Below are 19,580 nucleotides of genomic sequence, written 5' to 3' on the forward strand. Positions count from 1 at the left end.
CGTGACCGCACCCGTCTTCGTCGTCGACGCCGTCCCGTCCGTCGGCGGGTTCCTCCTCGACGGGCCGGAGGGCCGGCACGCCGTCTCCGTGAAGCGGCTGCGCGCGGGGGAGGAGCTGGTGCTCACCGACGGGCGCGGCGCCTGGGCGGAGTGCGTGGTCGCCGCCGCCGAGGGCAAGGACCAGCTGACCGTCGACGTCACCGCCGTCCACGAGGACCCGGAGCCCGCGCCCCGGATCACCGTCGTCCAGGCGCTGCCCAAGGGCGACCGCGGCGAGGTGGCCGTCGAGACCATGACGGAGACCGGCGTCGACGCGATCGTGCCGTGGGCCGCGTCCCGCTGCATCACCCAGTGGAAGGGCGACCGCGGTCTGAAGGCGCTCGGCAAGTGGCGGGCCACCGCGCGCGAGGCCGGCAAGCAGTCGCGCCGCACCCGCTTCCCCGAGGTCGCCGAGCTGATGACGTCCAAGCAGGCCGCCGCGCTGCTCGCGGGCGCCGACTTCGCCGCCGTGCTGCACGAGGACCGCGACCACCCGAGCGGCGCCCTCGCGACGGCCGAGCTGCCCGCGACGGGGTCGATCGTGCTGGTCGTCGGGCCCGAAGGGGGCGTGTCCCCGGAGGAGTTGGCGCTCTTCGAGGAGGCGGGCGCCCGGCCGTACCGGCTCGGCCACAGCGTGCTGCGCACGTCGACGGCGGGGACGGCGGCCGCGGCGCTGGTGCTCGGGCGGACGGGACGCTGGTCGTAGGCCGCGGCCGCGGCTGATGATCCGGTCGGGGCCCGCGTTGTCGGCGGGCCCCGATAGCATTTGATCGACATCGAGAGCGACCGAGGCGAGGAGGCCCGGGCCATGGCCGGAGAGCCGCAGAGCGACTGCCTGTTCTGCAAGATCGCGGAGGGGGAGGTCCCGGCGACGATCGTGCGCGAGACGGAGACCACGCTCGCGTTCCGCGACATCAACCCGCAGGCACCCACGCACGTCCTGGTGATCCCGCGGCTGCACTACCCCGACGCCGCGTCCCTCGCCGCCGCGGCGCCGACGGTCGCCGCGGACATACTGCGCGAGGCCGGCGCCGTCGCCGAGCAGGAGAAGATCGACGGCAGCGGCTTCCGCATCATCTTCAACACCGGTGCGGGCGCCGGTCAGACGGTCTTCCACGCCCACGCGCACGTGCTGGGCGGCCGCGGCCTCAACTGGCCGCCCGGATAGGCCGGGACGGTCCCCTTGTCCGTACGTGAACTGGTCGTGCTCGGCACGGCCAGCCAGGTCCCGACCCGGCACCGCAACCACAACGGCTATCTGCTGCGCTGGGACGGGCAGGGCATCCTCTTCGACCCCGGCGAGGGCACCCAGCGCCAGATGCTGCGGGCCGGGGTCGCGGCGCACGACCTCGACCGGATCTGCGTCACGCACTTCCACGGGGACCACTCGCTGGGCCTGGCCGGGGTGATCCAGCGGATCAACCTCGACCAGGTCCCGCACCCGGTCACCGCGCACTACCCGGCGAGCGGACAGCGCTTCTTCGACCGGCTGCGGTACGCGACGGCCTACCGCGAGACCGTGAAGCTGGCGGAGGCGCCGGTCGCCGCCGACGGGCCGCTCGCCGTCACCGACGCGTTCACGCTCGACGCGCGCCGGCTCTCCCACCCCGTCGAGTCGTACGGCTACCGGATCGTCGAGCCGGACGGGCGGCGCATACTCCCCGAGCGGCTCGCCGCGCACGGCATCGCCGGGCCGGACGTCGGCCGGATCCAGCGCGAGGGCGCGCTCGACGGCGTCACGCTGGAGGACGTCAGCGAGGTGCGGCGCGGGCAGCGGTTCGCGTTCGTCATGGACACCCGGCTGTGCGACGGGGTGTACGAGCTCGCCGAGGGTGCCGACATGCTCGTCATCGAGTCGACCTTCCTCGACGAGGACGTGCAGCTCGCCGTCGACCACGGCCATCTGACCGCCGGTCAGGCCGCGGCGGTGGCGCGGGACGCGGGCGTACGCCACCTGGTGCTCACGCACTTCTCGCAGCGCTACGCCGACCCGTCGGAGTTCGAGCGGCAGGCGCGGGCGGCCGGCTTCGAGGGGGAGCTGAGCGTCGCCCAGGACCTGATGAGAGTCCCCGTGCCCAAGCGATAGCCCACCCGGAAGCACCCGCACCACCCGCACCACCTCCAGGAAGCAGCACCACCATGCCGGTACCCAAGGCCGAACTCCACCTCCACATCGAAGGCACCCTCGAACCCGAGCTGGCCTTCGCCCTCGCCGAGCGCAACGGCGTCACCCTCCCGTACGCGGACACCGCCGCGCTCCGTGAGGCCTACCGCTTCAGCGACCTCCAGTCCTTCCTGGACCTCTACTACGCCCTCATGGCCGTGCTCCGCACCGCCGACGACTTCACCGACCTCGCCGACGCGTACCTCGCGCGCGCCGCCGCCCAGGGCGTGCGGCACGCCGAGATCTTCTTCGATCCGCAGGCGCACGCCGTGCGCGGCGTCCAGATGGGCGTCGTCGTCGAGGGCCTCACGGCAGCGCTCGACCGCGCCGAGGAGCGCCACGGCATCTCCACCCGCCTCATCATGTGCTTCCTGCGCGACGAGTCGGCCGAGTCCGCGATGGCCACGCTCGATGCCGCGCGGCCCTACCTCGACCGGATCACCGGCGTCGGCCTCGACTCGGCGGAGGTCGGGCACCCGCCGGCCAAGTTCCGCGCGGTGTACGAGGAGGCCGCGCGGCTCGGGCTGCGCCGCGTCGCCCACGCGGGCGAGGAGGGCCCCGCGGAGTACATCCGCGAGGCGCTCGACGTCCTCGGCGTGGAGCGCGTCGACCACGGGCTGCGGTGCCTGGAGGACCCGGACCTCGTCGACCGGCTGGTGCGCGAGCGGGTGCCGCTGACGCTGTGCCCGCTGTCCAACGTGCGGCTGCGGGCGATCGACGTCATCGAGCAGCACCCGCTGCGGCGGATGCTGGACGCGGGCCTCGTCGCGACGGTGAACTCGGACGACCCCGCGTACTTCGGCGGCTACGTCGGGGACAACTTCACCGCGGTGCGCGAGGCGCTGGGCCTGGAGCCGGAGCAGCTGCGGACGCTGGCGCGGAACTCGTTCCTGGCGTCGTTCCTGGAGGACGAGGAGGAGCGGCGGGAGCGGTACCTGGCCGAGGTGGAGGCGTACGACTTCGGGGCGTAGCCGTCCGGGGGCGGGCCGGCGCCGGCGTTCCGGGGAGTGAACGCGGAAATGAGACGCCGTGCGGTGGTGCACGTGGTCGCGGCACCATGTGTATCAAGCACCGAGTGGGCGGAGAAGGCGTTATCCCCCGATTTGGCCCGCCTCACCTTCCCCTTAGGGCACACTGTCGAGATCGGCGCCACGGTGCCGATCCGCCGCACCCACGACCGGGGAGCCTGCCGTGACCGACCGCGAACGCGAACGCCGCACCGACGTCGACCCGCTGGTGTGCCTGCGCGAGCCCACCGATCCGGACTGCGACGTCTTCCTCACCGGCACGGTCTTCCTCGACATCATCTTCACCGGCCTCGACAGCGCCCCCGTGCGCGGCACCGAGTCCTGGGCCCGCGGCATGGGTTCCAGCCCCGGCGGCGTCGCCAACATGGCCACCGCGCTCGCCCGCCTCGGCCTGCGCACCTCGCTCGCCGCCGCGTTCGGCGACGACCACTACGGCGAGTACTGCTGGGACGCCCTGGAGCAGGGCGAGGGGATCGATCTCTCGCTGTCGCGGACCGTGCCCGGGTGGCACTCGCCGGTCACCGTCTCCATGGCGTACGAGGGCGAGCGCACGATGGTCTCGCACGGCCACGCCGCCCCGCCGCTCGACGGCACCCTGCCCGCCGGTCCGCCCGCCTACCCGCCGCACGCCCGCGCCGCCGTCGCCTCCCTGGTGCCCGGCCGCAGCGAGGAGTGGGTGGCCCGGGCCGCCCGGGGCGGGGCCAAGGTCTTCGCGGACGTCGGCTGGGACGACACCGGGCGCTGGGACCTGGCCGGCCTGACCGACCTGGAGCACTGCGAGGCGTTCCTGCCGAACGCCGCCGAGGCGATGCGCTACACCCGCACCGACTGCCCGCGCGCCGCCGCCCGGGCGCTCGCCGACAAGGTGCGCTACGCGGTCGTCACCCTCGGCTCGGAGGGCGCCTACGCCGTGGACGGCGCCACCGGCGAGACCGCCGAGGTGCCCGCGATCCGGGTCTCCGCCCTCGACCCGACCGGCGCCGGGGACGTCTTCGTCGCCGGCTTCGTCACCGGCACCCTGGCCGGCTGGCCGCTCGCCGACCGGCTCGCCTTCGCAGGGCTCACGGCCGCGCTGTCGGTGCAGGAGTTCGGCGGGTCGCTGTCCGCGCCGACCTGGGGCGAGATCGCCGCCTGGTGGCAGCACGTCCAGGGACACGAGGGCCAGGACCCGGCCGCCCTGCGCGACCGCTACGCCTTCCTGGAGCGGCTGCTGCCCGTCCGGGCCCGCCCCTGGCCGCTCCGCCGGGCCGTCCCCACCATCGGCTTCCGCCCCGCCCCGGCCCCCTAGGGCCTGTCCGGCGGATCATGGCCGGAGCCGCGACCCCCGAGGGGTACCCCCCGGGGCGCCGGCCCGCGCCCTCCTCGCCGCGCAACCGCCCGGTCCCGGCACCGTAAAAACCGTTCAGGGTTGTCCGACCCGAGTCGTAGGCTTGGTATCCGAGAGGTTGTCGAGCAGCGAGAACCCTGCGACGGGAGGTATGTGCAGGCCACAGTGCCGGCCCATGACTCAGACACCCACAGCCCACGCCCCTGCGCCGGGGCAGGCACGCGCTCAGTTCACCGTCCCCGCGAAGCACCCGATGGTGATGGTCCTCGGATCCGGTGACACCCTGCTGCGCGTGATCGAGGAGGCGTTCCCGTCCACGGACATCCACGTACGGGGAAACCAGATCAGCGCCGTCGGCGACGCGAGTGAAGTCGCCCTGGTACAGCGCCTGTTCGACGAGATGATGCTGGTGCTCCGCACCGGACAGCCGATGACGGAGGACGCCGTGGAACGGTCGATCGCCATGCTGCGGGAGGAAGACGGGGAGGCGGCGGCGGAGACGCCGTCCGAGGTGCTCACGCAGAACATCCTCTCCAGCCGCGGCCGCACCATCCGCCCCAAGACCCTCAACCAGAAGCGCTATGTCGACGCCATCGACAAGCACACCATCGTCTTCGGCATCGGCCCCGCCGGCACCGGCAAGACGTATCTGGCCATGGCCAAGGCGGTCCAGGCCCTGCAGTCCAAGCAGGTCACCCGGATCATCCTGACGCGGCCGGCCGTCGAGGCGGGCGAGCGGCTCGGCTTCCTGCCCGGCACGCTCTACGAGAAGATCGACCCGTATCTGCGTCCGCTGTACGACGCGCTGCACGACATGCTCGATCCGGACTCCATCCCCAAGCTGATGGCCAACGGGACGATCGAGGTCGCGCCGCTCGCGTACATGCGGGGCCGGACGCTCAACGACGCGTTCATCATCCTCGACGAGGCGCAGAACACGAACCCCGAGCAGATGAAGATGTTCCTCACCCGCCTCGGCTTCGACTCGAAGATCGTCATCACCGGTGACATCACCCAGGTCGACCTCCCCGGCGGCACGAAGAGCGGTCTGCGCCAGGTCCGCGACATCCTCGACGGGGTCGCGGACGTGCACTTCTCGATGCTCACGTCGCAGGATGTCGTCCGGCACAAGCTCGTCGGCCGTATCGTCGACGCGTACGAGAAGTACGACAACGCCAACGACAACGCCAACGCCAAGGCCAAGGGCGACGGCAGCCGTAACGGGCGCAACGGGAAGTAGAAGCAACAGCACATGTCGATCGACGTCAACAACGAGTCCGGCACCGAGGTCGACGAGCAGGCGATCCTCGACATCGCCCGCTACGCGCTCGGGCGCATGCGCATCCACCCGCTCTCCGAGCTCTCGGTGATCGTCGTGGACGCCGAGGCGATGGAGCAGCTCCACATCCAGTGGATGGACCTGCCGGGCCCGACGGACGTCATGTCCTTCCCGATGGACGAGCTGCGCCCGCCGTCGAAGGACGACGAGGAGCCCCCGCAGGGCCTCCTCGGCGACATCGTGCTCTGCCCCGAGGTCGCCACCCAGCAGGGCAAGGACGCCCCGACGCAGCACTCCATGGACGAGGAGCTCCAGCTCCTCACCGTCCACGGAGTGCTGCACCTGCTCGGCTACGACCACGAGGAGCCGGACGAGAAGGCCGAGATGTTCGGCCTCCAGGCCGCCATCGTGGACGGCTGGCGTGCGGAGAAGGGCCTGACCGGCCCGTCGCCCGCGCCGACCGTCTCCTGACCCCGGTCGGCAGGGGACAGGTCCGTCCGTCATGACCGCACAACTCATCCTGGGCGCCGTCGCCCTGGTCATCGTCGCCTGGCTCGCCGCCTGCGCCGAGGCCGGCATCGCCCGCGTCTCCAGCTTCCGCGCCGCCGAGGCCGTCCGGTCCGGGCGGCGCGGCGCCGAGAAGCTGGCGCAGGTCGCCTCCGACCCGACCCGCTATCTCAACGTGGCGCTGCTCGTCCGCGTCGCCTGCGAGACGGCGGCCGGCGTCCTCGTCACCTACGCCTGCCTGGAGGCCCTCCCGGAGACCTGGCAGGCGCTGCTCGTCGCCATGGCGGTGATGGTGCTCGTCTCGTACGTCGCCGTCGGCGTCTCGCCGCGCACCATCGGCCGCCAGCACCCGCTGAACACGGCGACCGCCGCCGCGTACGTGCTGCTGCCGCTCGCCCGGATCATGGGTCCGATCCCGCAGCTGCTCATCCTCATCGGCAACGCGGTCACGCCGGGCAAGGGCTTCCGCAAGGGCCCGTTCGCCTCCGAGGCCGAGCTGCGCGCGATGGTCGACCTCGCCGAGCAGGAGTCGCTGATCGAGGACGAGGAGCGCCGCATGGTGCACTCGGTCTTCGAGCTCGGCGACACCCTGGTCCGCGAGGTGATGGTGCCGCGCACCGACCTCGTCTGCATCGAGCGCTACAAGACCGTCCGCCAGGCCCTCACCCTCGCGCTGCGCTCCGGCTTCTCCCGGATCCCGGTCACCGGGGAGAACGAGGACGACATCGTCGGCATCGTGTATCTGAAGGACCTGGTCCGCAAGACGCACATCAACCGCGACGCCGAGGCCGACCTGGTGTCCACGGCGATGCGCCCGGCGGCCTTCGTCCCCGACACCAAGAACGCGGGCGACCTGCTGCGCGAGATGCAGCAGGAGCGCAACCACGTCGCCGTCGTCATCGACGAGTACGGCGGCACGGCCGGGATCGTCACCATCGAGGACATCCTGGAGGAGATCGTCGGCGAGATCACCGACGAGTACGACCGGGAGCTGCCGCCCGTCGAGGAGCTCGGCGACGACCGCTACCGGGTCACCGCCCGCCTCGACATCGGAGACCTCGGCGAGCTCTACGGCTTCGGCCCCGACGAGTACGACGACGAGGACGTCGAGACGGTCGGCGGACTGCTCGCCAAGGCCCTCGGCCGGGTGCCGATCGCCGGCGCGAACTCGGTCGTCGAGCTGCCCGACGGGCGGAGCCTGCGGCTCACCGCCGAGGCCCCGGCCGGCCGGCGGAACAAGATCGTGACCGTGCTCGTCGAACCGGTCGGCACCGCCGGCCCCGAGGAGGGAACCGAGTCGTGACGCCCGACCAGCTGCGCGCCTTCTGCCTGGACTTCAACGACGCGACCGAGGAGTTCCCCTTCGGGCCCGACGTCTCCGTCTTCAAGGTGGCCGGGAAGATGTTCGCGCTGTCCTGGCTGGACGCCGACCCGCTCACGGTCAACCTCAAGTGCGACCCGGACGACGCCGTACGGCTCCGCGAGGAGTATCCGGCGATCGCCCCGGGCTACCACATGAACAAGCGGCACTGGAACACGGTGAGCGTGGGAGAGCTCCCGGACCGGATGGTCCGGGAGCTCGTCGAGGACTCGTACGACCTGGTGGTCGCCGGGCTGCCGAAGGCGGTACGGCTCCGCCTCGACCGGCCCTGACTCACCCGGCGCGCCGCAGGCCGAGCGCCACGACCGCCGCCGTCACCAGCACGATCGCCGCGTCCAGGGCGAGGACCGTGCGCACGCCCCCGTACAGGCTGTCGCCGGTGGTGGCGAGGACGCCGAGCAGCGGGATGCCGACGGTGATGCCGACCTGCTGGGTCGTGGTCACCAGACCGGTGGCCAGGCCCTGCTCCTCGTCCGGGACACCGGAGGTGACGGTCACGCCGTACGAGATGATCGCGCCCAGGTGGCACATCGAGGCCAGCGAGACCGCGACCGTGGCGACGACCGCGCCCGAGCCGGCGCCGATGGCCAGCAGCCCGGCGGTGAGCACGCCCTGGCCGGCGAGGCCGAGGACCAGGGTGCGGCGGGCGCCGAACCGGCCGATGACCCGGGCGGCGAAGGAGCCGGCGAGCACCGACAGCGCGCCCTGCACGCCGAAGACCAGACCGGTCTGGAAGCCGGACAGGCCCAGCGTCTCCTGCAGGTAGAGCGTCAGGACGAAGACGACCGTCGACATCATCGCGAAGGTGATCAGCCCGCCCAGGTTGCCGAAGGCGACCGTGCGCCGCTTCAGCATCGGCAGCGAGACGAGCGGGGCGGCGTGCCGGGACTCGACGATCACGAAGACGACCAGCAGGGCCACGCCCGCCACCAGGGTGACCAGGACGTCGGCGTGGCCGAAGCCGCGCTGGGCCGCCGTCGACAGCGAGTAGATCAGCGACAGCAGACCGCCGGTGACGGTCACCGCGCCCGGCACGTCCAGGCGGGGCCGCTCGGGGGTGCGGGACTCGGGCAGCAGGGCCGGGGCGAAGGGCAGCACGAGGGCGCTGAACACAGCGAGCAGGCCCATGGTGGAGCGCCAGCCGAAGGTGTCGGTCATGACACCGCCGAGGACCATGCCGATGGTGAAGCCCAGCGACAGGATGGTGCCGGAGATGCCGAGCGCCCGGTCGCGCTGCGGGCCCTCGGGGAAGGTCGTGGTCAGCAGCGCCATGCCGGTCGGCACGATCGCCGCCGCGCCCAGGCCCTGCAGCGCGCGGCCGGTGAGGAAGGCGGCCGGGCTCCAGGCGAAGGTGGCGAGCAGCGAGGCCGCGCCGAAGAGCGCGAGTCCGGTGAGGAACAGCTTCTTGCGTCCGTACAGGTCGCCGATCCGGCCGGAGAGCAGCAGGAAGCCGCCGGACGGCAGGGCGAAGGCGGTGATGGCCCACTGGAGGGCGGCGGGGCTGAGGCCGAGGTCGGCGCCGAGCACCGGCAGGGCCACGTTCAGGACGGAGAAGTCCAGCGACACCATGAACTGGGCGGCGCACAGCACGATCAGGATGAGCCGGGAGCGGCCGCTGAGCGCGGGGGCCGGGGCCGGGGGCGGGGTGTCGGCCGGGGCGCCGGTGGGGGTCGGTGGAGCCTTGGGGGAGGAGGTCGCGGTTGCCATGACCACGACTCTCGTGGCGCGGGAATGTCCGTGGGGAGCGGGAACTTATCCTGTTGGTCGCACCACCAGGCAAACCCATGCGCGTCCCGGGGGAGGAAGCACACGTGGCCACCGCACTGGAGAGCACGGACGGCGGTACGGAGGGCAAGGCACACCGGCTCGCCGAACTGCGCGAGTTCCTGATGAGCCGGCGGGCCCGGGTCAGCCCGGCCGAGGCCGGCCTGCCGGACGGCGGCGCCCGGCGCCGTACGCCCGGACTGCGCCGTGAGGAGGTCGCCGTCCTCGCCGGCGTCGGCGTCTCCTGGTACCAGTGGCTGGAGCAGGGGCGCGACATCACCGTCTCGCCGCAGGTCCTCGACTCCGTCGCCCGCGTGCTGCGGCTCAGCCCGGCCGAGCGGCGCCACCTCTACGTCCTGGCGGGCCTCAACCCGCCGGCGCCCGAGACCGCGCCCGAGGACCGGGACATGTGCCACGGCCTGCGCCGGCTCATCGACACCTGGATGCCGTTCCCGGCGCACATCATGGACGTGTACTGGAACACGGTCATGTACAACGACGCGGCGGCGATCGTGCTCGGCATGCGGCCGGAGATCGTGCAGAACTGCCTGATCGCCTTCTTCACCGATCCGCTGTACCGCACGCGGTCGAAGTCCTGGGAGGAGATCGCGCCGCAGGTCGTCGCCCAGTTCCGCGCCGCCTGCTCGGAGCACCCGGAGGACGACGGCTTCCGTGAGGTGATCGAGGAGGCGAGGGCGGCGAGCCCCGAGTTCGCCGAGCTGTGGGACCGGCAGGACATCCGGCCCGGCGGCCTCAACCGCAAGGAGCTGGAGCATCCGCTCGTCGGCCCGCTCTTCGTCGAGGCCACCCAGCTGCGGGTGCCGGCCCGCCCGGACCTGGTGATCGTGCTGCACACGCCGCTGCCGGAGGCGGACACGGCGGCGAAGCTGGAGTGGCTGGTGTCGCCGGAGGGGCGGCGCGGGGCGATGTACCCGGTGGCGGGCTGAGGGGCCCGGGGGAGTCGGCGGCCACGGGGGAGCCGGCGGTAGGGGGACGGCGGCCTCCGGGGTGAGTCGGCGGAACGGGGACCTCGACGAAGCGGTGTCAGAGACTCCGGATATCCTCTCGCCGCACGTCACCGCAGGACGCGGCCGTGCCCACCCCTGCCGCCTCACCCTCAAGGGCTTCGCAAATGCGTACGCGTTTCTCCCGCGGTCTGTCCGCCGCCCTCGCCGTCTCCGCGCTCTCGCTGACCGCCGCCTGTGGTGGCGGCGACTCCGACGGCGCCAAGAAGGACGGCGCCGACAAGCCGGCCGCCTCCGCGTCGGCCACCTCCGCCGCGCCGCAGCCGGCCGCCCCGCTGACCGATGCCCAGATGAAGGCCGCCGCGCTCGATGCCAAGGACCTGCCTTCGGGCTGGGCGGCCGGCAAGGTGGAGACGGGCCCGGCCTTCGGCAAGGCCGACAAGCCCGAGTGCGTGGCGGTCACCGACCTGTTCGCCCCGGCCGTCAAGGGCGCGACGACCGGCGCGGACCTCCACTTCACGCAGGGCAAGAACACCACGCTTGACCAGCAGGTCCTCACCTTCCCGGGCACCGGTGCGGCCGACTTCGCCAAGGCGATCGGCGCCGCCGCCGACGGCTGCACCTCCTTCAACACCACGGCCGAGGGCATGAAGATCAAGGGCACGGTCAAGAAGCTGACCGCCCCGGCCGGCGCCGAGGAGGCGCACGCCATCCGCGTGACGGTCACCATGCCCGACATGGGCTACCAGACCCAGGTCGACCTCCTCGTCGCCCGCCAGGGCAGCGGCGTGACCCGCATCGCCTTCGACCCGGCGAACGACGCCACCGGCCACAAGGACTTCGGCGCCCTCGCCAAGGCGACGGTCGACAAGTTCGCCAAGGCCGCTCAGGGCTGAGACCCGGCCCCGTAGCCGCTCCGGCCCGACCTATCCTCGGATCATGACACTCAACCGCACGCACGACGACCTCGGTGCCGAGGACCTCAAGATCATCACGCTGGCGCGCAGCGCCCGCGCCCGCAACGGGGTGCCGGAGGGCGCGGCGGTACGGGACGAGACCGGGCGCACCTATGTCGCCGGCACCGTCGAGCTGGAGTCGCTGAAGCTGAGCGCGCTGCAGACCGCGGTCGCCATGGCCGTCGCCAGCGGCGCCCAGTCGCTTGAGGCCGCGGCCGTGGTGTCCGCCGCCGAGGCGGCCTCGGACGAGGATCGCGCGGCGGTGCGCGACCTGGGCGGGCCCGAGACCCCGGTGCTGCTCGCGGGCCCCGACGGGCGGCTGCGCGAGGCGGTCACCGCGGGCTGAGCGGATGACGGTGTGACGGGAGAGGCCCGGTGCTCGACGAGCGCCGGGCCTCTCGTGGTACCGCTCCCGCACAGCCCTTGTGCTCTTGTGAAGAATGCGCGTCAATAGCACCGGTCCGCATGATGGACCGTCAGAAACGCGCCGTCAGGGGCGTGTCATCCACGCAGTGCCCGCACCCCTGCGTTCGTCATCGGAAGGGGTACGACCTCGCCATGAGAAGCAGAAGCAGCTTAGGGATCGTCGCGGTGCTGTCCGGGGCGCTCGCCGCCGCCGGGCTCGCCTTCGCGCCGGGTGCCGCCGCCGTCTCGCCGGGCTCGGCCACGGCGACGTACGACTGCGGGACGTGGGGCGGCGGCGGTGCCACCCTCACCGCCACGCAGAGCGGCACCGCCGCGACCATCACCCTCACCTCCGCGGTGAAGACGCCGGTCGCGGTCGGCGCCGACCAGATCAGCGCCACGCTGACGATGGCCAAGGCCGGCGGCGGCACCCGGGTCTTCACGGGCAAGAAGAACCCGCCGCTCGCCGCGAACCAGTCGGTGACGATCGGCCCGCTCAGCGGGACGGTCGCCTCCGGTGACAGCCTCAACTCCTACTTCGCGGGCACCGCGCTCAAGATGGTGATCTTCGGCGTCACGGTGAACTGCGACGCGCTCACCTCGCAGTCGCCCGGGCCCTTCGTGTTCAGCTGAGCCCCTTCCGCACGACACCGCACGACACACCGCACGTCCGACCGGTACCGCCCTGGGCGGTACCGGTCGCTGCTGTGCGCCCACGTCCCCGACCTGGGGAAATGTGTCAAATGTGGTGATCTTGACAGTATCTGATGGGCCATCAGTCGGTGCTTTTCGATTCCATTGACTTCTCTCGGCCCGCAGCCGTCAATGGCGCCCTCTCTCGTCTCCCTCAGGAGGGGCCCACATGCACTTCACCCCACGAAGACGGCGCCGCTGGACCGCCGTCCTCGGCGCCACCGCGCTCGCCGTCACCGCGGGCGGCGCGCTCGCCGCCCCGGCCGGCGCGGCCACCACCGCCTCCCAGGCCGTGGACTTCGCCACCCACTGCGTGCCGCCGCCGATCGCGGGCATCCCGCCCATCGACGGCACCACCACCGCCCAGATCACCGTCGACAACGCCGCGCCGAAGGTCGGCGACACGGTCACCGTCACCTACACGGTCACCAAGCCCGCCGCCTCCAACCCGGTGGACCTCCAGCTCCCGGCCGACATCATGACGCCGAGCGGCAAGGTCACCCTCGGCGGCGCCCAGTCCGGCGCGGTCACCGTCACCGGCGAGAAGAAGAACCCGCCCGTCCCCGGCAAGGGCGCCTTCCCGGCCTTCTCGATGAAGGGCACCTTCACCGTGACCGCGCCCGGCGCGATCACGCTCTCGCCCGGCGACTACAACATCCACACCTCGTACCTGATGGAGCTGGACACCCCCTGCACCGTCAGCAACCCGCCCGCGCCCGTCTCCGAGACGGTCACCGCCGCCCCGCAGCCCGGCGCCAACGAGCGCGCGCTCCAGCTCGACAGCGCCTCCGGCGCGCCCGGCGTCCGCGTCACGGTCAGCGGCACCAAGTTCACCCCGCTGACCGAGGTGACCGTCGTCGGCCGGGCCGGCGCCGCCGAGACCGCCGACAGGATGACGGTCACGACGGACAGCGAGGGCGGTTTCGCCGCGCGCCTGAGGGTCAGCGACCTGGCGACCACCGGGATCGTGGCCTACGAGGGCGCGGCCTGGGACGCCGACAAGGGCGCGGGCCCCGTCGCGTACCAGGTCATCGACGACACCCCGGCCCCGCCGAACAGCCAGAAGATCACGGCCACGGTGAAGGCGGGCACCCTGTCGATGACCCAGGCCGGTGACGCCGTCCAGCTCTCGGCCGTCGACTTCGGCCAGGGCGGCGCGGCCACCGGCGCGCTGCAGACGGTGACCGTCAAGGACTTCCGCGGCGGCCCCGCGGGCTGGTCCCTGACCGGCAAGGTCACCGACTTCACCGGTCCCGGCGGCGCGTCCGTCGGCGCCGGGCGGCTCAGCTGGACCCCGGCCTGCACCACCAAGGCCGGCAGCCCCAGCACCTGCGCCCCCGGCAGCGCCGGTCCCGTCGGCAGCGGCGGCGCGACCCTCGCCTCCACGCCCAACGGCACGCTCACGGGCGGCGAGTTCACCGTCGACGCCGGGCTCTCCCTCGACGTCCCGGCCTACACGGCGCCGGGCTCGTACGCGGGCGTGCTGACGCTGACGCTGTCCTGACCGACACCAGCACCGTCACCGTCACCGACACCGGCACCGGCACCGACACGAGAGAACCGAGCCAAAGGGGTCCGCACCCGTGCGACGCAAGCCGTACGTCCTCCTCCTGAACGTTCTGCACGTCCTGGCCGTTCTGGGCGCCGCGCTGCTGCTCGGCGCCCGGAACGCACCCTCCGCGGCAGCCGCCGAGAACGGCGAGTGGGCCGTCTACCCGGCCGCCTCCCGCCTCGGCAGCCGCCCGTACTTCTATCTCTCCGCCGATCCCGGCACCACCGTCACCGACCGGGTCACCGTCGCCAACAAGACCGCCGCGCCGCTCACCTTCCTCCTCTACGGCGCCGACGCCTACAACACCGAACGCGACGGCGGCTTCGCCGTGCGCACCCGGCAGGAGCGGCAGACGGGCGCCGGGGCGTGGATCAGGCCCGCCCGGGACCGGGTCACCGTGCCGCCGAGGTCCGCCGTCACCGTGCCGTACACGCTGACCGTCCCCGCCGACGCCGAGCCCGGCGACCACCCCGGTGCCGTCGTCGCCCTCGACGAGCGGATCACGAAGGGCGGCGCGGGGGGCGCGGTCGCGCTCGGAGTGCAGCGGGCGGTCGGCGCCCGCGTCTATCTGCGGGTCGGCGGCCCGACCGTGCCGGCGCTCGCCGTCGAGGACGTCACCCTCGTCCAGGACCGGCCGCTCGTGCCCGGCACGCGGACGAGCACCGCCGCCGTCTCGTACACCCTGCACAACCGCGGCAACGTCACCCTGAACCCCAAGGTCGCCCTGGAGGCCCGGGGCCTCTTCGGCCGGACCCTGCTCTCCCGCGACCTGGAGCGGCTGCCGGCCGAGCTGCTGCCCCGGCAGAAGATCCGGCTGACCGAGTCCTGGCGCGGATCGCCGCAGTTCGACTGGGGCGAGGTGACGCTGACGGCGACCGCCAAGGACGTCCGCGAGTCGGCCGGGGTGTCCTTCGTGGCGCTGCCCTGGCTGCCGCTCACGGTGCTCGCCGCGGGCGCCGCCGGCGGGGCCGCCGCGCTCCGGATCCGCCGGCGCGGGGCGCCGCGGACCGACTGAGGCGGACTGAGTACGTATGCGGGGCGCGGATCGGGGACAATGGCCCCCATGAGCGTTCGCACCCCCGAGACCGATGAGAACACGGCCCCCCACCGGGCGGGCTTCGCCTGCTTCGTCGGGCGCCCCAACGCGGGCAAGTCCACCCTTACGAACGCTCTCGTCGGTCAGAAGGTGGCGATCACCTCCAACCGGCCGCAGACGACCCGGCACACCGTCCGCGGCATCGTGCACCGCCCGGACGCCCAGCTGGTCCTGGTCGACACCCCCGGCCTGCACAAGCCGCGCACGCTCCTCGGCGAGCGGCTGAACGACGTCGTGCGCACGACGTGGGCCGAGGTCGACGTGATCGGCTTCTGCCTGCCCGCCGACCAGAAGCTCGGCCCCGGCGACCGCTTCATCGCCAAGGAGCTCGCCGAGATCAAGAAGACGCCCAAGGTCGCGATCATCACCAAGACCGACCTGGTCGACTCCAAGACCCTCGCCGAGCAGCTGATCGCCATCGACCAGCTCGGCAAGGAGCTGGGCTTCGAGTGGGCGCAGATCGTGCCGGTGTCGGCCGTCGGCAACAAGCAGGTCCAGCTCGTCGCCGACCTGCTGATCCCGCTGCTGCCGGAGTCCCCGCCGCTCTACCCGGAGGGCGACCTCACCGACGAGCCCGAGATGGTCATGGTCGCGGAGCTGATCCGCGAGGCCGCGCTCGAAGGCGTACGGGACGAGCTGCCGCACTCCATCGCGGTGGTCGTCGAGGAGATGATCCCGCGCGAGAACCGCCCGGCGGACCGGCCGCTGCTCGACATCCACGCCAACGTCTACATCGAGCGGCCCAGCCAGAAGGGCATCATCATCGGCCCCAAGGGCAAGCGCCTGAAGGAGGTCGGGACGAAGTCGCGCCAGCACATCGAGGCGCTGCTCGGGACCCCGGTCTTCCTCGACCTGCACGTGAAGGTCGCGAAGGACTGGCAGCGGGACCCCAAGCAGCTGCGCAAGCTCGGCTTCTGAACCCCTGGGGGCTCAGGCGCCTTCCTTCAGCACGAGCTGGATCAGCTCGCGCTGTTCGTCGGTGAGGTGCGGGTCGGCCAGCCGCACCATCGTGCCGTCGATCGTGATCTCGTAGCTGAAGCCGTCCGGGACCCCTCGGCTCTCGGGCGGCGGCGGTGCGGCGAGCGTCCGGTCGGCCAGTTCCCGCAGGCGCTGGTCGTCCGGGCGGCCGTCGGTCTCCACCTCCGCCGACTTCTCGATGCCCGCGAAGCCCCCGGTGCGTACGACGCGAATTTTCATGGGGTCTGTCTACCGCAGACTCAGGAGGTCGGCACCCCGACCGTCGCCCAGGCGTCCTGGACGGCCTTGGCCTCGTCGCCCTGGGCGTAGCGGGCCTTCGCCGCCGCGACGGTGGCGGCCGCGAAGTCCTTGAAGGTGGCCTCGGAGTCCAGCGTGCCGCCGGTCAGCACGTCGTACCAGATCTGCCCGGCCCGGTCCCAGGCGTTGCCGCCGAGTGCCGTGGCGACCAGGTAGAAGGCGTGGTTGGGGATGCCCGAGTTGATGTGGACGCCGCCGTTGTCGGAGTGCGTGCGGACGTAGCCGTCCATCGTCGCGGGCTGCGGGTCCTTGCCGAGCTCGTCGTCGTCGTACGCCGTGCCCGGCGCCTTCATGGACCGCAGCGCCGTGCCCTTGTCGATGGCGGGGCCGAGCAGGCCCTCGCCGATGAGCCAGTCGGCCTGGTCGGCCGTCTGGCCGAGCGCGTACTGCTTCACGAGCGAGCCGAAGACGTCCGACACCGACTCGTTGAGTGCGCCCGACTGGCCGTAGTAGGCCAGGTTCGCGGTGCTCTGGGTGACGCCGTGGGTGAGTTCGTGGCCGATGACGTCGACCGAGACGGTGAAGTCGACGAAGAGCTGGCCGTCGCCGTCGCCGAAGACCATCTGCTCGCCGTTCCAGAAGGCGTTGTCGTACTTCTCGTCGTAGTGGATGCTTGCGAGGAGCGGCATGCCGGCGCCGTCGATGGACGCGCGGCCGAAGACCTTCTCGTAGAGGTCGTAGGTGGCGCCGAGGCCCGCGTAGGCGCGGTTGGCGGTGGCGTCCTGGGTCGGCTGCCCGCCCTCGTCCTGGATCTTGTCGCCCGGCAGGTCGGTGCCGTTGTGGGCGTCGTAGATCGTGCGGCGGACGCCGGTGGCCGCGGCCGGCGCGGCGAGCGCGGCCAGCCTGCGGGTGGTGCGGTGGGCGGCGTCGGCCACGAGGGTCCGGCGGGCGGCCTCGGCGAAGGCCGGATTGTCGGACTGTGCGAGCCGCTCCAGGATGTGCGGCGGGACGATCGTGCAGAAGACAGACGAGTGGGGAGTCATTGCAGCAATGTGGCACTGCGTGGTGCCCGTGTCACGACCCGCGACGGCGATTGGCGAAATGGAGTGATGGGTCACCATTTCCGCTTGACGACGGAGCCGTCCCGCATACTGAAACGGGACGTCCGCCTCCGTCGCACCTCGGCTACAGTGACGCGCATCATGCGTTTCGGGCTGCTTCTCCTTAGCTGCCGCGGCGAGGGCCTGTAGTCGTAGGCCGACCCCCTCCCCGCGGGTTTCGGTGTTGCGTTCGACAGTCGGCCGTCCTATCCGCAGGACCCCGAGGAGCCCTACGCAATGTCTCAGTCGCCCTTCATCAGCCGTCCGACGCCCGTTACCACCGCGACGCACACGCAGCAGCCGTCCGGGATGCCCGTGCACAAGTACGGGCGGTACGAGGCCGTCGAGATCCCGGACCGCACCTGGCCCGACCGGCGCATCACCAAGGCGCCGCGCTGGCTGTCCACCGACCTGCGTGACGGCAACCAGGCCCTGATCGACCCGATGTCGCCGGCCCGCAAGCGCGAGATGTTCGACCTGCTGGTCCGCATGGGCTACAAGGAGATCGAGGTCGGCTTCCCGTCCTCCGGCGACACCGACTTCGCCTTCGTGCGGTCGATCATCGAAGAGGGCGCGATCCCGGACGACGTCACCATCTCCGTACTGACCCAGGCCCGCGAGGACCTGATCGAGCGGACCGTGGAGTCCCTGAAGGGCGCCAGGCGCGCCACCGTGCACCTGTACAACGCGACCGCGCCGACCTTCCGCCGGGTCGTGTTCCGCGGCTCGAAGGACGACATCAAGCAGATCGCCGTCGACGGCACCCGCCTGGTGATGGAGTACGCGGAGAAGCTGCTGGGCCCGGAGACCGTCTTCGGCTACCAGTACAGCCCGGAGATCTTCACCGACACCGAGCTGGACTTCGCCCTGGAGGTCTGCGAGGCGGTCTGCGACGTGTGGCAGCCCGGTCCGGGCCGCGAGATCATCCTGAACCTGCCCGCCACCGTGGAGCGTTCGACGCCGTCCACGCACGCGGACCGCTTCGAGTGGATGTCCCGCCACCTGACCCGCCGCGAGTACGTCTGCCTGTCCGTCCACCCGCACAACGACCGCGGTACGGCCGTGGCGGCGGCCGAGCTGGCCGTCATGGCCGGCGCCGACCGCATCGAGGGCTGTCTGTTCGGGCAGGGCGAGCGCACCGGCAACGTCGACCTGGTGACCCTGGGCATGAACCTGTTCAGCCAGGGCGTCGACCCGCAGATCGACTTCTCGCAGATCGACGAGATCCGCCGGACGTCCGAGTACTGCAACCAGATGGAGGTCCACCCGCGCCACCCCTACGCGGGCGACCTGGTCTACACCGCCTTCTCCGGCTCCCACCAGGACGCCATCAAGAAGGGCTTCGACGCCATGGAGGCCGACGCGGCCGCCCAGGGCAAGACCGTCGACGAGATCGAGTGGGCCGTGCCGTACCTGCCGATCGACCCGAAGGACGTCGGCCGCTCCTACGAGGCCGTCATCCGGGTCAACTCGCAGTCCGGCAAGGGCGGCATCGCGTACGTCCTGAAGAACGACCACAAGCTGGACCTGCCGCGCCGGATGCAGATCGAGTTCTCGCGGATCATCCAGACGAAGACCGACGCCGAGGGCGGCGAGGTCACGCCGAAGGAGATCTGGTCCGTCTTCCAGGACGAGTACCTGCCCAACCCGGAGAACCCGTGGGGCCGCATCCAGCTGCACGGCGGACAGGTCAGCACCGACACCGACGGCACCGACACCCTGGTCGGCCAGGCCGTCGTGGACGGCGTCGAGACGGTCCTGAACGGTACCGGCAACGGCCCGATCTCCGCGTTCTTCGACGCGCTGCAGGGCATCGGCGTCGACGTGCGCCTGCTGGACTACCAGGAGCACACCATGAGCGAGGGCGCGTCCGCGCAGGCCGCCTCGTACATCGAGTGCGCCATCGACGGCAAGGTCCTGTGGGGCATCGGCATCGACGCGAACACGACGCGCGCGTCGCTGAAGGCGGTCGTGTCGGCGGTGAACCGCTCGGCGCGCTGACCCGGCCCGTCGCCCGGCGCGTCAGCCGCCCCGCACCCCGCTCCGGGGTGCGGGGCGGTGTCGTATGACGACCCGCACTATGTCGACCCGGACGCCGGTCCCCGCCGA

Annotated in this window: 20 protein-coding genes; 17 read left to right on the top strand and 3 right to left on the bottom strand. The window is 72.0% G+C overall.

What is annotated here, in order from left to right:
• The first annotated feature begins 1 nt into the window (after position 1).
• The 9 genes from ACFYU9_RS08300 (at position 2) to ACFYU9_RS08340 (ending at position 7,997) form a co-directional block, all read left to right on the top strand.
• Positions 2-745 carry a 16S rRNA (uracil(1498)-N(3))-methyltransferase gene (locus ACFYU9_RS08300; protein ID WP_389206031.1) on the top strand — a complete coding sequence of 248 codons (744 nt, stop codon included), beginning with the start codon at positions 2-4 and terminating at the stop codon, positions 743-745.
• 102 nt (positions 746-847) lie between these two features.
• Positions 848-1,207 (top strand): histidine triad nucleotide-binding protein, encoded by a 360-nt coding sequence (locus ACFYU9_RS08305; protein ID WP_389206029.1) that lies wholly within the window; start codon positions 848-850, stop codon positions 1,205-1,207.
• Positions 1,208-1,222: 15 nt separating this feature from the next.
• Positions 1,223-2,125 carry a ribonuclease Z gene (locus ACFYU9_RS08310; protein ID WP_389206027.1) on the top strand — a complete coding sequence of 301 codons (903 nt, stop codon included), beginning with the start codon at positions 1,223-1,225 and terminating at the stop codon, positions 2,123-2,125.
• Positions 2,126-2,178: 53 nt separating this feature from the next.
• Complete coding sequence (locus ACFYU9_RS08315; RefSeq protein WP_389343681.1) at positions 2,179-3,174, top strand: adenosine deaminase; 996 nt, start codon at positions 2,179-2,181, stop codon at positions 3,172-3,174.
• A gap of 220 nt (positions 3,175-3,394) precedes the next feature.
• Positions 3,395-4,519: a carbohydrate kinase family protein gene (locus ACFYU9_RS08320; RefSeq protein WP_389343684.1), complete on the top strand. Its 1,125-nt coding sequence runs from the start codon at positions 3,395-3,397 to the stop codon at positions 4,517-4,519.
• A 214-nt stretch (positions 4,520-4,733) separates the two neighbouring features.
• A complete protein-coding gene (locus tag ACFYU9_RS08325) occupies positions 4,734-5,798 on the top strand; it encodes a PhoH family protein (protein ID WP_389206020.1) in 1,065 nt (354 codons plus the stop codon).
• A gap of 12 nt (positions 5,799-5,810) precedes the next feature.
• Positions 5,811-6,308: an rRNA maturation RNase YbeY gene (ybeY, locus tag ACFYU9_RS08330; RefSeq protein ID WP_389206018.1), complete on the top strand. Its 498-nt coding sequence runs from the start codon at positions 5,811-5,813 to the stop codon at positions 6,306-6,308.
• A gap of 31 nt (positions 6,309-6,339) precedes the next feature.
• A complete protein-coding gene (locus tag ACFYU9_RS08335; RefSeq protein WP_389206017.1) occupies positions 6,340-7,647 on the top strand; it encodes a hemolysin family protein in 1,308 nt (435 codons plus the stop codon).
• The gene (locus ACFYU9_RS08340; protein WP_389206015.1) at positions 7,644-7,997 is read left to right on the top strand and encodes an MmcQ/YjbR family DNA-binding protein; all 354 of its coding nucleotides are present in this window, start codon (positions 7,644-7,646) and stop codon (positions 7,995-7,997) included. The genes ACFYU9_RS08335 and ACFYU9_RS08340 overlap by 4 nt, the downstream gene beginning before the upstream one ends.
• Before the next feature lies 1 nt (position 7,998).
• Here ACFYU9_RS08340 and ACFYU9_RS08345 read toward each other — a convergent pair whose 3' ends face one another.
• The gene (locus tag ACFYU9_RS08345) at positions 7,999-9,432 is read right to left on the bottom strand and encodes an MFS transporter (RefSeq protein ID WP_389206013.1); all 1,434 of its coding nucleotides are present in this window, start codon (positions 9,430-9,432) and stop codon (positions 7,999-8,001) included.
• A gap of 104 nt (positions 9,433-9,536) precedes the next feature.
• On the opposite strand from ACFYU9_RS08345, the gene ACFYU9_RS08350 reads away from it, so the two are divergent.
• The 7 genes from ACFYU9_RS08350 (at position 9,537) to era (ending at position 16,074) form a co-directional block, all read left to right on the top strand.
• A complete protein-coding gene (locus ACFYU9_RS08350; RefSeq protein WP_389206011.1) occupies positions 9,537-10,436 on the top strand; it encodes a helix-turn-helix transcriptional regulator in 900 nt (299 codons plus the stop codon).
• A 185-nt stretch (positions 10,437-10,621) separates the two neighbouring features.
• Positions 10,622-11,350: a hypothetical protein gene (locus ACFYU9_RS08355; protein ID WP_389206010.1), complete on the top strand. Its 729-nt coding sequence runs from the start codon at positions 10,622-10,624 to the stop codon at positions 11,348-11,350.
• Positions 11,351-11,393: 43 nt separating this feature from the next.
• Entirely contained in the window at positions 11,394-11,756 is a 363-nt protein-coding gene (locus ACFYU9_RS08360) for a cytidine deaminase (RefSeq protein WP_389206008.1), read from the top strand.
• Between the two features lie 212 nt (positions 11,757-11,968).
• Entirely contained in the window at positions 11,969-12,448 is a 480-nt protein-coding gene (locus tag ACFYU9_RS08365; protein ID WP_389206006.1) for a hypothetical protein, read from the top strand.
• 229 nt (positions 12,449-12,677) lie between these two features.
• Positions 12,678-14,012, top strand: a complete 1,335-nt coding sequence (locus tag ACFYU9_RS08370) for a beta-xylosidase (protein ID WP_389206004.1) — start codon at positions 12,678-12,680, stop codon at positions 14,010-14,012.
• A gap of 79 nt (positions 14,013-14,091) precedes the next feature.
• Positions 14,092-15,075 (top strand): WxL protein peptidoglycan domain-containing protein, encoded by a 984-nt coding sequence (locus ACFYU9_RS08375; protein ID WP_389206002.1) that lies wholly within the window; start codon positions 14,092-14,094, stop codon positions 15,073-15,075.
• 39 nt (positions 15,076-15,114) lie between these two features.
• Positions 15,115-16,074 (top strand): GTPase Era, encoded by a 960-nt coding sequence (gene era / locus ACFYU9_RS08380; RefSeq protein ID WP_389206000.1) that lies wholly within the window; start codon positions 15,115-15,117, stop codon positions 16,072-16,074.
• A gap of 12 nt (positions 16,075-16,086) precedes the next feature.
• Here the strand turns inward: era and ACFYU9_RS08385 are convergent, their stop codons facing one another.
• Both ACFYU9_RS08385 and ACFYU9_RS08390 read right to left on the bottom strand, forming a co-directional pair.
• Positions 16,087-16,353, bottom strand: a complete 267-nt coding sequence (locus tag ACFYU9_RS08385; RefSeq protein WP_389205998.1) for a protealysin inhibitor emfourin — start codon at positions 16,351-16,353, stop codon at positions 16,087-16,089.
• Between the two features lie 20 nt (positions 16,354-16,373).
• The gene (locus ACFYU9_RS08390; RefSeq protein ID WP_389205996.1) at positions 16,374-17,414 is read right to left on the bottom strand and encodes a M4 family metallopeptidase; all 1,041 of its coding nucleotides are present in this window, start codon (positions 17,412-17,414) and stop codon (positions 16,374-16,376) included.
• A 294-nt stretch (positions 17,415-17,708) separates the two neighbouring features.
• Between ACFYU9_RS08390 and leuA the strand changes: the two genes are divergently transcribed.
• The gene (gene leuA / locus ACFYU9_RS08395) at positions 17,709-19,472 is read left to right on the top strand and encodes a 2-isopropylmalate synthase (protein ID WP_389205994.1); all 1,764 of its coding nucleotides are present in this window, start codon (positions 17,709-17,711) and stop codon (positions 19,470-19,472) included.
• Positions 19,473-19,580: the final 108 nt, after the last annotated feature.

The sequence above is a fragment of the Streptomyces sp. NPDC004327 genome (assembly GCF_042873935.1).
Lineage (GTDB): Bacteria > Actinomycetota > Actinomycetes > Streptomycetales > Streptomycetaceae > Streptomyces.